The following is a 16,323-nucleotide window of genomic DNA, read 5'->3' on the forward strand; positions in this document are numbered from 1 at the left end:
GCCAGTAGTAAAGTCAATATACCGGATGTAGTCAATTTTATGGCGTGAATATTTGCACTGGCGTTCGAGCCTGAATGCGGCCTTCTACATGGAAGAAGGGAATCGTCTGTGAAAAGACGACAATTGCAGTTTAATGTGCAGCTAAAGACTCAAACAGCAAAAGCGATGCTAGGCCTCTCAACCGAACAACTGATAGACCTTGGCGCCCTGATGAGACTGGTTGAGCTGCAATAACTCACCGGCCAAGCGCCGCTGCTCGCCCTGGCAGATACCCACCAACTCACGGTAGAGGTCAAGCAATTGCTCCAGGCTGGAGCGAAGCTGCTCTTCATCCTGCTGACCCTCGAACATGGCGGCATCCACCGCCATGCGGCATTGCAGATCCAACTCGCCAATGGCGCTCCAATCCTGGTTGGCCAGGGCATCACACAGGGCCTGTCGGGTCGCCTGCAAACGCTGAACGGATGAGCTCATGACTTACTCCTATGGATAAACGATCAGGCGATGCCGTCCCAGCCTTCTTTGATCTCTCGTAGCAGGGAGGCAACATGTTGCAACGCCTGGGCGTCGTTCTTGAGATTGGCCTGGGTCAACTGGTGGACGATGTACTCGTAAAGGCCATCGAGATTTTCAGCCAGTTGCCCACCCTGCTCCTTGTTCAGCGCCTCGCGCAAACCGCAGACGATTTTTACAGCCTTGCCAATCAATAAGCCCTTCTCAGCAACCTGGCCACGCATCATCGCCCCCTGAGCCTGAGCCAGACGATCCAGCGCCCCCTCGAGAAGCATCTGAATCAAACGATGAGGGCTAGCCTCGACGAGCTGAGCCTGAGTGTTGACCTGCTGATACTGTCTGAGTGCTGATGCTGCATACATGACGACTGCTCCTATTGCCTGAGCTGGTAAACCTACTTACCTCAGTTATCGACGTGCTCATCGAAAGCTTTAGCGGCGGTTACCCTTTCTTTTGGCATTGCAGGCCACCATACAACACACCCCATCTTGAACGACGCTCAAGACAATGCTCCCGATACAGGCCACTCAGCCTATCAGGAACACACATAAAGCACGAGGCGAGAGCCAGGGTCAGGCTGAACGCACCGACCCATCTGAGACACTGAACGACACTCAGTCTTTTGAGTTATTCAGCGCATTGAGCGTTGACATGATGCTGTTACTGGTGGCGGTCAACTGGGCAACCAGGGTGTCCATGTTGTTGTACTTGGTGTAGAGGGTGGTGGTCAGGTTCTCGATACGACGGTCCAAGGCTTCCTGCTGCTCGGTCAGTTGCGACTTGGTCATATTCAACGCCTCGATACGCGTCTCCAACAAGCCACCCGTGGCCGTATAAGGACTGACTACCTCCTTGAGGCGAGGTATCAAGCCATTATCGCCCGCGAAGAACTCCTTGACATTGGTGTACTGGCTCGCCAAGGCGCTATTCAATACATCACTGTCAACCTCAAGCGTACCGTCCTTCTTAGTCGTGATGCCTAGCTGCGCAAGAATACTCAGCTCACCGCTACTGGTAGAAGGCTCGACCATGGCGCTACGCACCGAGTTCAATAGCGAGCGAACCGACGCATCCCCCACCAGAGCCCCTGCATCGGTGCTGGAGCCATCTTCACTGGCCGTCACCTTAGTCAATGCATTGGTAACGGTCATCAAGGTGTTGTAAGCCGTAACGAAGCTTTCTATCGAGGTTTTCAAACCGTCGGTATTGGCCGCCACGGTGAGGGTAGTACTGCCCTCACCAGCCAGCTTGATGCTCAAGCCACTGAGAGCCGTCACGGTGTTCGAAGAGCTGCTCAACTCGAGACCGTCGAGCTTATAGGACGCATTACTGGCCTGCGTGATGTAGCCAGCGGACGTACCGCTCTGCTGCGTCAGGCTCTTATTGCCATCCTCATCGATATTGACGTTAAGCGCAGCGAGATCACCCGTGCCCTTGACGTAAAGATCAGTGCCCTCACCCGTGGTTTCCGAAGACAGCACCAAGCGCGAGCCATTGGAATCGGTGACGATGTTGGCACTGATGCCGGCAGACGAGGACAGTTGCGAGTTGATTGCGTCGCGAATTTCCGTCAGCGAGGCACCCGCCTTAATCTCAACGTCGTAGGAGGCGTTACTCCCCACATCGATGGTCAAGGTGCCGCCAGAGGCGTAAGTGGTCGAGGAGCCACCTGGCTGACTGGCGCTGGCCACCTTGGAAGCCTTGGCCAGGCTGGTCACTTCGAGGCTGTAGCTGCCCGCCACAGCCGTGTTACCCGCCGTCACGCTGGCGACAGAGCTGGAAGATGAGGTGCCACTGAGGGCATCGAAGCTACTGGAAGCCGTCGTAAGACTGGTCAGCGCCGCCTCGAAAGCTTCAAGGGCGCTTTTCAACGTGCCGATGGCCGAGATACTGGTATCGGTCTTGGTCGTCAGACGGTCGATCTGCGCCTGCTTGGGCGCTTTTTCGGACGCTATCGTGGCCTCTACGATCGCTTTGATATCAATCCCGGACCCCAGGCCTACGCTCGTGACAACCATGACAACCTCCTCGCAACGAATAATTGACGCCTAGCAGACACTCAGCAATTAACGGGCCACTCAAGCCTCTTCACGGAACAAGAGACTGCGCATGTCTTCCAGACGCGCCGCCAGCTCGAGCGCCTCTTCGGACGGAATCTGCCGAACCACTTCGCCGGAACTGCCATCAACAACCTTGACCACGACACGCCCGGTGCTGTCGTCCAGTTGAAAATTGATGTCTCGACGGATGGACTGCATGGCATTTTGCATATTGGCCACGACAGACTCCAGTTGATCGCGCGGCATTTCTGCCGATTGCTCACTGCTAGCCGAGGAATCCTCCACTTGCACTGGGGGCTGCCCGACAGGCGACTCTCTACCCACACCGGCCTGACGCTGGGTCGGCACCACGGTGCTTATGGGTGTAACGCTGGAAATGGTCATAGGTTCACCCCGCAATGGGCAAAGGGGGAAGGCTTACGCACTTCCCCCTCGACCGTGTCAGACTTCAGCTTACTGCAGCAGACTCAGTACCGAGGAAGGCAACTGGTTGGCCTGAGCCAGGATAGCAGTAGACGCTTGCTGCAGGGTCTGTTGCTTGGTCAGCTCGGCCGTTTCAGCGGCGAAGTCGGCATCCTGAATCCGGCCACGAGCGGAGGTGGAGTTTTCCGAGATGCTTGCCAGGTTGGACACAGTGCTGTCGAAGCGGTTCTGTACGGCACCGAGGTCAGCACGCTGCGAATCGATGTTGGAGATGGCCTTGTCGATTACAGCGATGGCATTTTGAGCCCCCGTGGCACTGGTGATATCCGTATCGGCAATACTGGTCAGCGAAGACGAGGCGGTGGTGCCAGTGCTAAACAAGCCCGTCACACCTCCGCCAGCCAAGGAGTAAGACTTGGCCGAGTTCAGCTCAACCGCACCGGTAACGATCATGTCATCGGTAATCGTTGTACCATTAGCAGCATATTCACCGGAGCCATTCTGAACATTCACCTTGACGTTAGTCAACGAGGACGTCACGCCAGCGGTCGAAACCTCACCGAAGACGATGTTCTCGCCCGACTCAGAGGTAATGCTCAGCTCTTGGGTGCTTTCGTTGAAATTAACGGCGATACCCAGAGCAGAGGCGTTGGAACTCAACTGCTCGGCCAGGCTGCCAAGGCTGTCCACACCGATCATGTCGATGGCTTTGGAATCACCGACTTGGATGCTGAAGTTCGCCGGAGTGCCCGATGCAGCAGCGTCAACTTCCAGCTTAGCGACGGTACGCGCCGATGCACTGAGACCAGTTACGGCACCATCGAGTGCCTTGGCAATATCCTTGGCCGAAGCGCCATCTTCAATAGAGACGGTCTTGGCCTCACCGCTACCGGTAACAGTAATGGAGCCACTGGCAACACCTGTAGTATCGGGAGTGATGGCCAGGCTCTGCACCTGCTGCGAACCGATCTTGGTTGCCGAGACATTGCCCAGGGTCACGTTGATGGTTTCGTTGGCGTTGGCGCCCACCTGGAAGCTGGTGGTGCCGAAGGAGCCATCGAGCAGGTTACGACCACCGAAGGTGGTGGTTTCAGCAATACGGGTCAGCTCAGTAGTCAGCTGTGCGTACTCAGCCTGCAGGGATGCACGATCTTCAGCGCTGTTAGAGCCGTTGGCCGACTGCAGGGAGAGCTCACGCATACGCTGCAGGATGTTGGTGGATTCCTGCATCGCGCCTTCAGCAGTCTGGGCGATGGAGATGCCGTCGTTGGCGTTCTTGGTCGCCACGTTCAGGCCGTTGATCTGGCTGGTCAGGCGGTTGGAGATTTGCAGGCCGGCCGCATCGTCCTTGGCGCTGTTGATTTTCAGGCCACTGGACAGACGCTGCATGGTGGTGGACAGGGCGTCGGACGCCTTGTTCAGGTTCTTTTGGGTGTTGAGCGATGCAATGTTGGTATTGACGGTAAGAGCCATGACGAGAACCTCGTGGTGTGGGCTTGTACGACTCCCGGCCTTGGCAACCGCCCGGGATGGCCTAGAGAGCTTTCACTGGGGTTATCGTCGCCCCTGGCCAATCCTTTAGCATTTCTTTGATTTTTTTTTCGAGCCAAAATACTGACAGAACAAGAGAAAGAAAAAATCTTTCACAGCAGAAGCTTATGGATCTGCGCACTCTGCGAACGAGCAAGAGGTGGCGCGCAGTGCGCGAACAATCCCATGCCACCACACCCACCGCGCAGTACAGCCTGGCGCAGGAGTGCCGCCTTGCTGCGCCGCTCCACACTTGCGCTATGCCAAGATGCCTCTCAAGCGAATCAGTCGGGCAGCCAGGCACGCCCCCACTCCAGCGCCGCCTCCTCGGTCAACATCCAGTCAGCCAACACGTACGCCTGCAATTCAAGCCCAGCACGGCGACTGGCCTGCGGATCGGCAAGATGAGCACGAATCGCTTCGACCCAAGCCTTGCTATGGTTGCTGACACGGGTCACGGGGAGCACACCTCGATAAGGTTCGATATCGCTACAAATGACCGGGTATGCGCATGCGCCATACTCCAGCAGACGCAAATTGCTCTTGCATATATTGAAGCGATTGCGCTCAAGCGGTGCCAGAGCAATATCCAGATCCAGGCTGGCCAACCGCTGTGGATAACGCTCGAAGCTCACCCCGGCATGATACTCGGCGACATAGGGCATCAACTGCGCAGGACACATGCCGAAGAAGACCCAATCCACCTCACTGGCCAGTGCCTTGATGACATCCGCCAACAGCAGCAGATCACCCGTATGCCCAGCACCACCCGCCCAACCGACACGGGGCCGGCCAGGACGTCGGCGCGGTGACGGCACCGGCTGAACATTCCAGAGCGTTGGTTCCAGCCGATTTTGTGCAACGCGAATATCCGGGTGTAGATGCCGCAGCGCATGCCCCAGCTCTTCGGTCGAGACGACCAAGCGGTCGCACAAGGCAACGGCCTGGCTCAACTCACGCTCGACATGCTTGCCGAAAGCGCCGCGATGCTCGCTGAGCTCAGGTAACTCGAGAATATAGTCATCCAGCTCGAACACCTTGAACGCACTAGAAAATGCCTTCAACCGCCGTAACTGGGGTTCAAAAGCACCATACAGTCGTTGCAAGATAATCGCGTCAGGCGCCATACGCTCGATATGCAGCGGTGTATGCAAATAGCTGCTGATGGCTCCCTGAGCAAAGCCGTAGTCACGCAAAGCATTGAAAGGCTGAATCACCCTATATTGACCACTACCAAATCGGTCGGCAGCCAAGCACAGGAAAGAAGGTACTGCCCGCGCAACAAACGGCTGCCACGGCAACTGCTCGGTGACGGCCTCGAGCCTGAAATCCGCTTGCAGACTGAGTGATCGACTATAGGCCGGATCTGCCGCAGCAATACCCAGCCAGCGCTCATAGAACAGGTCAATGCTGGCGTCACTCATTGCCTGCTGCGCTCTACTCCCACTGCTGCCTTGCAGCAGGGTGGCATAGGGTGTCCAAACCGTCAGATAACCATCCCCACGGGCACGCAAGCAGAAGTCGACATCCGCGAAAGACTGCGCCTGCTCTGACTCGTCAAAACCCTGCAAGGCCAATAGCACATCGCGGCGCACCAGCATGCAGTCAGCACTCACAGCGCTGTAATTCTGCTCCACAAGCGCGCGATGCATATAACCAGGCTGGCGGGCATCAGCGCCCTCGAAGGGGCTACCCACTACACCATAAAGCCCCAATATCAACCCTGCATGGAGAATACGTTGATCAGCCCCGATAAGCCGAGCGCCGACGATCCCGACCTCAGGCCGTTGCGCGTGATTGAGCATGGCCTCGAGCCAACCAGGTTCGATCACGGCGGTATCGGCCGACAACAGCAGCAGGTACTCGCCCTGAGCCCTGGCTGCAGCAAGATTGAAAAGCGCCGCCCGGCTGTGCGCCTGGTCTAGGCGTATCACTTGTAGGCTCGAGCCCGCCATCGCCTGCATGCCTGCAAACCAGTCAAGGCTTTCCGCCTGCTGGCTGGCGTTGTCGATGAGCATGAGCTCGTAATGGCGGTAGCTGGTTTTCTCCAGAATGCTCTCGACGCAACGCTGCAACAAAGGCAACTGGTCTTGCGCATGCACAACAATCGAGACACGCGGCTGAGCGGCGGCGCCATAGTGAACACGCGCCAATGGCGCAACGCTGCCCGGGCTGACTTGGTGAGAGATGCCCAAACGCGACAAATGCGCAGATGTCACCAGAGCGACCTGCTCCTGCACCGCACCTTCGGCCAACCACCGCCCCAAGCCATAAGAAGAATGAATCAGCACATGCGCGATATGGCCAACACTGCCGAACCCCTTGCGCTCAAACAATCGCCACAGCAGATCAACCGGGCTGAGAGTAGCAAAGTTGCCAATGAAGCCCCCCACCTCCAGCAAAGCCTTGCGCTCGAACGCCAGTACCCTGCCGCAATAGGGATAGCTGCGCAGCAGGTCCAGGTTGAAATCCGGTTTGAAGAAGGGCTCCGTATACTCGCCATCGAGCACCCGGTCTTCGTCGAAGTAACAACAGGCAAGCCCCGTATGGTTGGCGCTGTGATCAGCGAGCAGCAATAACGTCTGCTCATCCAGCACATCACCGGCGCGCAGCAGCAGCAGCCAATCGTACTCGGCACGCTCAAGGTGACCATCGAGAATCGCCCAATCCTGCGCCTCTGGCAGCCACTCAAGAGAGGCGTCGCACTGCACGGATAACGGCTCACTGCGCAGCCACACCTGCTCGGCGCCATAGGTTTGCCGATCGAGGCTGTCCAGTGTCGACTGCAACACCTCAGCGGCCGCATCCGAGACATCGATGACGATCAGGATACGCGGCAACGCGCCCCAGCTAGCCATGCGCTCGGCTACTCGCGCGCGCTCACCTGGTGCCAGAACGCGAGACGCGCACCACTGCTGATAGTCCTGTTGGAAGGCATTGGATGGCTGAGCCTGAATCGGCAAACGCTTCTGTAGCGCCTGCTGCGCGTCACGGGTTGCCTCCAGGTAGCCGCGACCGAATCGCTCATCTGGCTCAAGATGACAACCTTCGCCCCATTCGTTCCAGGCATTGATGAATACCAGACGCTCATCGCCCTCGAACTCTTCGCAGGTACGCTCAAGGGTACGCTCGAGCCAGCTCTGGTAGCGCGCGGGCGTGGCGTTGACAAATAATCCCGCGCGCCCCTTTCTACGCCTTGCGCTGTTGTCCCAGCTTGGCACCAAGGATCTGAAGCGTTTGTAAGGCGGCCTGGGGCGTTCACTCCAATGATCGGCCAGCTTGTTGTAATCCCCCAGGAACTGCAGGGGAAGCTGCGGTAGGAGTAGCGGCTCGTCCGGGGCGATCTGAGAAGCGTTAACCTGATGAGGCAAAAACTCGCAATTGGCATCAAAGCCCACCACGTCCGGGTCATACACGCGGAAGCTTTCGACCCCCACAAGATAGACCTCGCCTATGCCCGCCTGGCGCCATGCCTGCCTCCAGGCGGCCAAAGTCCCGGGCAGGTCAGGAATGATATCGCCGCGATACACCAACACCACGGGCTTACCCGCAACCCGGATATAACGCGGATCACTCAAGTAAGGCGTCAAATCACGGGCAAAGTGCTCATGCTGCGCTGGATCATAAGTCTGCGCGATGAGCACCTCCTGATCACCGCCATCCCAGCGCCGCGTCCAGTTTTCATTGGCCCAGCATAGGCAAAATGGCAAATCGATCTCAGGGTGCTCGAGCAGCATATCGACCGGTTTTTCCAGCAAGCGCTTACCGTCGAACCAGTAGTAGTAGAAACAAAAACCCTCAAGCCCATGCTCACGAGCCAACGCTGCCTGGCGCTCAAGCACGGATATATCGGATAGATCGTAATAGCCCATTTCGCCCGGCACATGAGGCTGGTAGTGCCCATCGAACGTCGGCGTGCCCTGCCGCACGTTGGTCCATTCGGTAAACCCTTCCCCCCACCAGCGATCATTCTCTGCAACCTGATGAAACTGCGGCAGATGAAAGGCGATCATTCTCGGCATCTGGTTTGTAGAAGCGGGCGCAGTTGAATCCACACACACCTCAACCTCAGCAGAGAGCATGAAGTCGTTACGCACGGACTGCTCGACATAGCCAGGACGAATGTTTAGTACAAAGGTTTCCGGCTTCGAGAAGGCCGCCCAATGCCAGCCACCGACGATAGATTGCAGCTCCTGCTCGATGAGCACAAAGCGCTCAATAAGTGATCGCTCTACTGGTAGGCCAACAGCGCTGCAGAAATAAGAGTAGATAGAAAGAATATTGGTCGGCGTACCGGCCCACGGCTCAGACACATTACGAATCGAAGACAGCGAGATAAAAATACCGCGAAACAGGATATAACCAAGCGGAAGATCTTTCTGGCCCCGCCACTCCTGATCAAAAAACACGGCCTCTCCATTGGGCTGCAAACACATGTTTCTGGGGATAGCATCGAACAAACTACCTGGCACCAGCGAAGCTGCCGTGAGTGAATCGAGCCTCGACGCAAGCCCGGCATGTTGAATGAGCGCCTGAAACCATCGCGCCGCCCAGCGCTGTATCACTGCAAAAGTCCATCCTGGTCGCTTCAGCGCCTCAGCCAACTCGAACTGCCAATGCCGGCCCTGGTAAAATGGCTCTTCATAATCACGCACAGCCAACCAATCACGCTCGGCAAGATCAGGATAAAGACGACGATTCTTGACAAAAACCTTGCTGCCACGTTGCTCGAACTCAACGACCTTGGCGAATACGTCCTTACGCCCTGATGAATAGTGCAAGAGCAGAGGTTTTACAGGTGCTGGAACAGACTTGCGATTAGCCACAACAAGGAACGCATTGGCCAAGTCCGGCAACATGCCATTAGAGAGCACATTCCGACACAGTTGCGCCGAGGGGAATAGCTCCAGACTCGACGAAGCGTCATTGAGTGCCCCCCACAATACAGGCAGGAGATCCAAAGGCATGTCCAGGGCGGACTGTGTCACTATAGTGCGCGGGCGCCTGTGATCAGGGAATGGATAAAGCCACTGATTGACCAGAAAACCGGCATCCGTCAAAACTTGCTGTAACGCGGCACGCCCAAAACTTTCGCAGCCTTGCCCGCCAAAAGCAGTGTTGGCACTGATCTGCGAACCATTCAACATACCGAGCGACAGTGCATTCTCGCAGACCAGCAAGAGTGTTCCATCCTCCGCAAGGTACTCTTGCAATCGCGACAGCAATGTCTTGAGCGCAGCAGAGTGCTCAACCTCATTACCCAGAAACCGATCCGCGAACAAGGCCTGATCCATCAGAATAATGTGGTCAAACGTTGCTTTATCGAGACACTCAAGCGCACCAACGACAACCTCAACATTCGTCAAGCCGGCACAGCGCTTCTCTAAAACCTGCCCAAGCCGCTGACTCGGCTCAAGCGCCACGATTTGCGTACCTGGCAAGGCGGAAAGCGCCTCGGTAAGTGAGCCGCTGCCAGCGCCCAACTCAAGAACACGCCCAGAAATAAGATGTTCAAACGGACGAATTAAATTGAAACGCTCCTTGCTCAGATGAAAACTTAAACACTCACTCCCCTGCTGCCCACCCGCAACATTCGGCGCGCACCTCAACGCGGGCAGGATGCGTGACTCGTCACCTGGACACTTTAGACTTAGCGAGCTGAAATAGCTCTGCAGCAATCCCTGATTGAAATAAACCGTAGAATCATCTGGCCGCGTATAGCGATAACCGTTTTCGACCATGAAATTATCTAGCGTCTGCATGGCACACAGCAAACGCCGAGCGCGAATGGTATCGCCCAGCCCACTCAACTTAGCCGCATACTCCTCGCTCAGAGCCGGCTTATGCAGCAAGGCATGATAAAGCAGGGAATAATAATGATCATTCGAACAGGGGGTATAAAATCCTCGCCCATCAAACGTGCGCCGCGCCAAGATATCTTGCGCAAATGATGCACAGTAATAACTGTCGCCTACTCGCCGAAAATCAAACCTTACCTCCTCCCCCGCGATATTCACCGCATAGTGAACACGGTGCTCCCCCGCATAAACCAGATGGCCATTGGCAATGAGTGCCGCATTTTCATCAGCCACCAGCAAGTCGATATCACCATGCTCACCAGATGTATAGACACCTGGCAGATCATCGAAATTACGTAATACGACATAAGGAGTGGTTTCATTCAACGCTGTAAAGAGCTCCGGCAAACTAGCCCAGCTGCTGTCGCCCACCAGCTCTTGCCGCAACTGCTTTATCTGGCCCTGCCACTCGCTGTCTGCAACGCTAGCAACGAAATCCTCTAACCGCTGCCCGAGCAGTAGAAAGAGGTCATGTCGCGTTTCATCAATATCGTTGGTCGCATGTATAGGGAGACTCCCCTGCGCTCGACTCCGAAAATGATCCTTGAGATCGAACACTGCAGAGTTGACACGCCGGCGCCCCCCCAAGGTCAGGCGATGAGCATAAACAGGAGATTCATCCTCAAACAACAAAACCAGAAAGCTTCCGGTCCCGCAGTGGCGCTGCTTGTCACTGTCTGCTGTTAATTTTTTGCCATAAAACCGAGAAAGGTTCGTGGCAAACCGCTCCTCAGACCAAGTCAACTCATAAGCGGCAAGCAGCTTGAACCTCGCCCGAAGCTGCTCTATGAAGGCATCCTGTATATGCCTAGCACGATCCCAAACGATACAGAGATGGATTTCACGAACAGACATACACTCTCCGAGCTCCTGACGAGCTGCTGACTATGATGGCTGCGTGGAACGTGTCGTTACCGCTATCTGGCAAAGAAATTGACCGAACCTGTGTACTGAAAACCATCAACACAGCGTCAACCAACACCCCGACTCGCTTTGATCAAGCACGTTAGCCGGAGCGCCTTCCACACGAAGCCCATTATTATTGCTAGACAACAGTAGTGGCAGCATCAATGGAGCTGCCACTTTTTTGACTAGCGAGGGGAGTCCAGCAAGAAACCAGCCAGACTCACTACTTCAGATAGCCATCATAGCTTGTTGAACAGGCTCAATTGAGAAATCCGCACGAACGAAGCCTGCGCCGCCTCCAGCTTGGTCAGCTGCAGCACCAGCTTGGAGATGGCTTCGGCCATATCGGTATCGCGGATGGATGACTGGTTGCTGGTGTTGCTGATCTGCATGCTTTCGTTCTCGGTGGTCAGGGTATCGATCGCATTCAACCGGGCGCCAATCGAAGATTGAGTCGCAGACACCTGATTCATGCCGTTGTCCAGGTTGCTGATTGCCGAAGCAACTGCATCACGCAACGCCAACTGCGCAGCAGTGTCACCGGCAACCGGGGTCTTGAGCGTGGCGCTGAGGCTGGTGATGGTTTCGAAGATGCTCTGGGTTTCCGCCGATTTCCCCTGCACCACGAAGGTGTCGCCAGCCGCAGCGGCATCGCTGATCTGCAGCTCCACCCCGGCAAAGCTGATGGTATCCGGGTACGTCCCGGACAGCGCACCACTGCTGATCGGCGTGCTACCGCTAAGCACGGGCTGGGCATATACCTCGTAGTCCGTGGCACTGGTGAAACGAATCTGCACACCATTGCTGGGAAACTGAGTGGTGTATGCAGTCTGGTTGGTGACGCTGCCGGAGGTGATCTGCGCCGTACTGGTATTGCTGGCGCTACGGGTAATCGCCACTTCAGTCGCCGCCACGCCAAAGGTGAAGCTGTAGCCGGTCAGCAGGTCATCCAGGCTGCCCTCACCGTCGCTGTCTTGCAAGGCGACGTCGAGCTCGAAGGTCGCCCCTCGGAAGTTGATGGTAGTGCCATCGATGGCCACTGGGTCGAATGAGCCGGATGTGGAAGACGCCTCACTGGTGACGTCATTACCGTTGACATCCAGGATGCGAAATTGCGTACTGCTGACCAGCTCCAATGTATAGGGCTGACCATCGCGAAAGCTCTTGTTGTACTGAGTGGTATTGGCCACCAAGCCCTGAGACAGGTAGACACGCTGACCATCGGTGTTGGGATCATTGTCCAGTCCCGACTGGGTACGACTGGCATTGACCACATTCTCGAAGATGCTCCAGCCACTGTCGTTGATGGCCAGCGAACCGGAGCCAGACACCTGCAGACTGAGACTGGTCTGGTCACCCTGGTAAGTCACCGAGCCATCGGGGTTACGTACGAAGGGCTGAACGCCACTTTTGGAACCGGCGAAAATGTAGTTACCACTGGCATCCTTGCTGTTCATCAGGTCGAGTAGCTGATCGGTGATCTGATCCAGCTCACTGGCAATGGCGCTGCGATCCTCGTCGGAAAGCGAACCACCGCCGGCCCGCACGGTCAGCTCTCGCGCCTTCTGCAAGATATTGGTCACCGATGTGAGCAGCGCTTCTTCATTGGTCAACGAGTTGGTCGCAGTGGTCATGTTGGTACTGTATTGCTTGAGCTGCTCCTGCTGCTGATCGAGCTGCAACAGGCGGGCGGCCCCGACCGGATCATCAGCCGGCGTCTGGATACGTACACCACTGGAAATCTGCTGCTGGGTCTTGACGATATCGGCATAACCCTTCTGGTAACCGGAGATGTTGGAATAGAACATCTGCGGTGTGGAGATGCGCGTGCTCATGTCGTCAGGCCTCAAAAGCTGTTGATGAGTGTATCGAACGTGGAGCGAGCAACTTTAATGATTTGCGAGGCCGCCGTGTAGTACTGCTCGAACTTGATCAGATTGGCCGCCTCTTCGTCGAGGTTCACGCCAGACAGCGACTGCTGGCTGGTAGTGGCCTGGGTAAGGATAGCCTCGGTTGCCGAGGCATCCATTTTTGCCTGATTGGTCTTGGCGCCAACGGTTTCGATCAACGAACTGTAAGCGGTGGTCAGGCTCATGCCACTGTTGCCATTGACCGCCACGGTATTGCTGGTTTGCAGGGCCAACACGGCCAGACCATTGCGGTTGTCACTGCTGCCTTCGGCATTGAAGGCGATGCTCAGGCTATCGCCAGCTACCGGCGAGCCCGCCAGGGTCATCTCGAATGAATAAGCGCTGGGCACCGTCGGAGGATTGGCGGCGATATTGACGGTGACCTTGTTGCTCTGCCCGGGCACAATGCTGCCCGTACCAATGTTGTTACCGGAAGCATCGTAGAGGGTATAACCCTGAGCGCCACCACTGGCCGCATCGTACACCAGCTTGATCGGCATGCCGTTCTCGAGGCTGGCCTGCATGTCCGCGACAGCGGCGCTGTCATAAATGTCGATCAGAGTGGTCAGCGTTGGCTGAGTCACGCTGCCTGTGCCCACGTTGCCCGTGGTGAGCGTGGCGCTCAGTGGCGCCGCCAATGCAAACTGGTTGGCATCGGTCATGGTGACCTTGATGTCGCCGGCCGAATAGCGAGTGGGCAGGATGGTGAATTTGTCCCCTGCTGCGACGGTGCCCGCATCGAGCTGCAGCGAAAAACCATCGATCACCGGTGCCGGCGAGTCGGTGAGGTCAAAGGTGCCCATGTCCTTGCCATCGGACAGCCGTCTTACGCTGTAGCCGGTGGCACTGTTGAATGTCACTTCATAATCGCTGGCGCTGAGTTTGCTGGTGTCCTCGATGGACACGCGCAGATTACCGGTGGTGTCGCTGTTACCGGTCTGCGCAAGGCTGCGCTGCTGCTGCAGCGTCAGATCATTGATATCGCCAAAGAGCATGGCGCCGAGTTCGGCATTGAGGTCGAGCCCCTGCCCCAGCTGACTGTTGATCTGATCCGAAACCACCAACGCCAGACGCCCCAGTTCATTCATGGTGGTGTCGAGCACATCTTCACGGTAACGCAGCAACCCACCGATCTGCCCGCCGGTGATCGAGGACGTGACGTCCAGCGTTGAATAACTGTTCTGGCTAAGCTGCAGCGAGTAACGCGCAGGATCCTCGGTACTCGGCACCGCATTGAGCGTCGAAGCCGCATTACCGACGACCAGCGGCTGTCCATTGCCGATGAACAGGTTGTAATTGCCGTCCTGCTGCACCACCGTGACGCCGATCAGCTCGGAGAGTTCACGCACGGCCTCGTCGCGCTTGTCGAGCAGATCGTTGGGCGAACCACCAGCCGCCGACACATTCATGATGGCCTGGTTGTATCCCGCCACGCTGGCGGCCAGGCTGTTGACCTGCTGCGTCATGCTGGAAAGCTGCTGATTGATGTAGCCGTTCTGATCCGACAACTGACCATAGATCGAGTTGAAGCGCTCGCTCAGGGTATTGGCCTGGGTCAGCAACAACTGCCGCGAGGCGGTATCGGTCGGGCTGGCTGCGGCGGTCTGCAGGGCTGCGAAGAAATTCGCCATCACGGCGGTGATACCGGTGGTGCTGTCGGCCAGCAGTGAGTTGACCTGGTTGATCTGCGTCAGATAAGTCTGCGCATCACCGTCCAGCGCCGTCGCGGTACGCACCTGCGTCGTCAGGAAATCGCTGTAGATACGCCGCACGTCGGTAATCGAGGCGCCACTGCCAAGATAGGTCGCCCCCAGTTTCTGCGAGGCATTGGAAACCTGGGTCACCTGCTGGCGGGTGTAGCCGGCGGTATCGGTATTGGTGATGTTGTTACCGGTCACGGACAGCGCGGTCTGGCTGACACGCAGGCCGGAAACGCCAATCGAGAGAAGATCAGCCATGAATCACCTCAAAGCGTCCGTGTTGTTGCCACATCGCTGCGGGCGATGGTCTGGTAGGTTGCATCGATCTTGCGTGCGATTTGATTGATCTTGCGGGCGTACTGCGGGTCGGTGGCATAACCGGCTGCCTGCAGTTCGCGCACGAACGTCTCCGAGTTATCCGTTTTGGACAGCGCATTTTGATAACGCGGGTTGCTCTGCAGGAAATCCACCAGGTCGTGGAAGCTCTGCTTGTACGAGTCATACGCCCGGAAACTGGCGGTTTCGCGCACCATTTGGCCTTCACGGTATTCGCTGGTCACGGCGCGCGCGGCCTCGCCCTGCCACTGCCCATGGGTCTTGATGCCAAACAGGTTGAAGCTGCTGTCGCCGTCACTGCGCCGCAGGATCGACTTGCCCCAGCCGGTTTCCAGCGCCGCCTGCGCTACCAGGTAGTGCGGCTCGACGCCGATACGATCGGCCGCCTCCTGAGCCAGTGGCAGCATGGTCTGCACGAAGTCCTGCGCCGAAGCGAATGCCGCCTTGCCCTTGGCCAGTGGTGGCTGAGCCACGCTACGTGGCGTCGTCTTCTGGGGTTCGGCGAGCGCCTTCTCGCTGCTGTCCTTTTTCGCCACCCAGTCAGCACCGTTATTGAGCTGACCCTCGCTGCTGGAGACGATGCCTGCCAGCAGACGATCTTCCAGGCGTGACGGCAGCGACAGGCGCCGGCGGTTGAGCAGCGCAGCCTGCGACACAGGCGCCTCGTCTGCATTCTTGCTGCTCGCCTTGTCTGCGCCCGACTCACCCTGCTGCACGACAGTACCAAAGGGGCTGCTGCGCGCAGGCTCACCACGCAGACGGCTCATTTGCCGTACCAGAACATCGGCCAAGCCAATGCCCCCACCCTCGCGTGACAGGCTGATGGACAATTGCTGATCGTGCATTTCCTGATAGTGGCGCGTGGTATCACTGTCGAACAGACTGTCCTTGGCAACCGCCTCGTTGGCCGAACGCATCGACTTGAAGATCTGGTTGATGAACAGCGCCTCGAACTCCTGAGCGACACGCCGAACGTTACCCTCGCTGTCGCGCTGTTCGCCATTTTTCATGCCGGCCAGGCGATTGAGATCGGTATAAGCCCCAGAGTCGCTGACCGTACGTGTACCACCGAGCAAGGTATTCATAG

General features: G+C 57.0%; 9 protein-coding genes. All 9 read right to left on the reverse strand.

What is annotated here, in order from left to right; genetic code table 11:
* Positions 1 to 177: 177 nt before the first annotated feature.
* On the reverse strand, positions 178 to 474 hold the full coding sequence (fliT, locus tag EGJ86_RS05030; RefSeq protein ID WP_055986443.1) for a flagellar protein FliT: 297 nt from the start codon (positions 472 to 474) through the stop codon (positions 178 to 180).
* A 23-nt stretch (positions 475 to 497) separates the two neighbouring features.
* Positions 498 to 875: a flagellar export chaperone FliS gene (gene fliS, locus EGJ86_RS05035; protein ID WP_055986446.1), complete on the reverse strand. Its 378-nt coding sequence runs from the start codon at positions 873 to 875 to the stop codon at positions 498 to 500.
* Between the two features lie 252 nt (positions 876 to 1,127).
* Entirely contained in the window at positions 1,128 to 2,531 is a 1,404-nt protein-coding gene (fliD, locus tag EGJ86_RS05040) for a flagellar filament capping protein FliD (protein ID WP_055986451.1), read from the reverse strand.
* A gap of 60 nt (positions 2,532 to 2,591) precedes the next feature.
* Positions 2,592 to 2,957, reverse strand: coding sequence for a flagellar protein FlaG (locus EGJ86_RS05045; RefSeq protein WP_082469402.1), 366 nt, complete (start codon positions 2,955 to 2,957; stop codon positions 2,592 to 2,594).
* Between the two features lie 69 nt (positions 2,958 to 3,026).
* On the reverse strand, positions 3,027 to 4,469 hold the full coding sequence (locus EGJ86_RS05050) for a flagellin (RefSeq protein ID WP_055986457.1): 1,443 nt from the start codon (positions 4,467 to 4,469) through the stop codon (positions 3,027 to 3,029).
* Positions 4,470 to 4,810: 341 nt separating this feature from the next.
* Positions 4,811 to 11,239 (reverse strand): glycoside hydrolase family 99-like domain-containing protein, encoded by a 6,429-nt coding sequence (locus tag EGJ86_RS05055; protein ID WP_055986459.1) that lies wholly within the window; start codon positions 11,237 to 11,239, stop codon positions 4,811 to 4,813.
* A gap of 290 nt (positions 11,240 to 11,529) precedes the next feature.
* A complete protein-coding gene (locus EGJ86_RS05060) occupies positions 11,530 to 13,125 on the reverse strand; it encodes a flagellar hook-associated protein 3 (protein ID WP_055986462.1) in 1,596 nt (531 codons plus the stop codon).
* Positions 13,126 to 13,136: 11 nt separating this feature from the next.
* A complete protein-coding gene (flgK, locus tag EGJ86_RS05065) occupies positions 13,137 to 15,158 on the reverse strand; it encodes a flagellar hook-associated protein FlgK (protein WP_055986465.1) in 2,022 nt (673 codons plus the stop codon).
* Between the two features lie 8 nt (positions 15,159 to 15,166).
* Complete coding sequence (gene flgJ, locus EGJ86_RS05070; protein ID WP_055986468.1) at positions 15,167 to 16,321, reverse strand: flagellar assembly peptidoglycan hydrolase FlgJ; 1,155 nt, start codon at positions 16,319 to 16,321, stop codon at positions 15,167 to 15,169.
* Between the last annotated feature and the right edge of the window lie 2 nt (positions 16,322 to 16,323).

Source organism: Pseudomonas sp. o96-267 (assembly GCF_003935465.1).
GTDB classification, from domain to species: domain Bacteria; phylum Pseudomonadota; class Gammaproteobacteria; order Pseudomonadales; family Pseudomonadaceae; genus Aquipseudomonas; species Aquipseudomonas sediminis.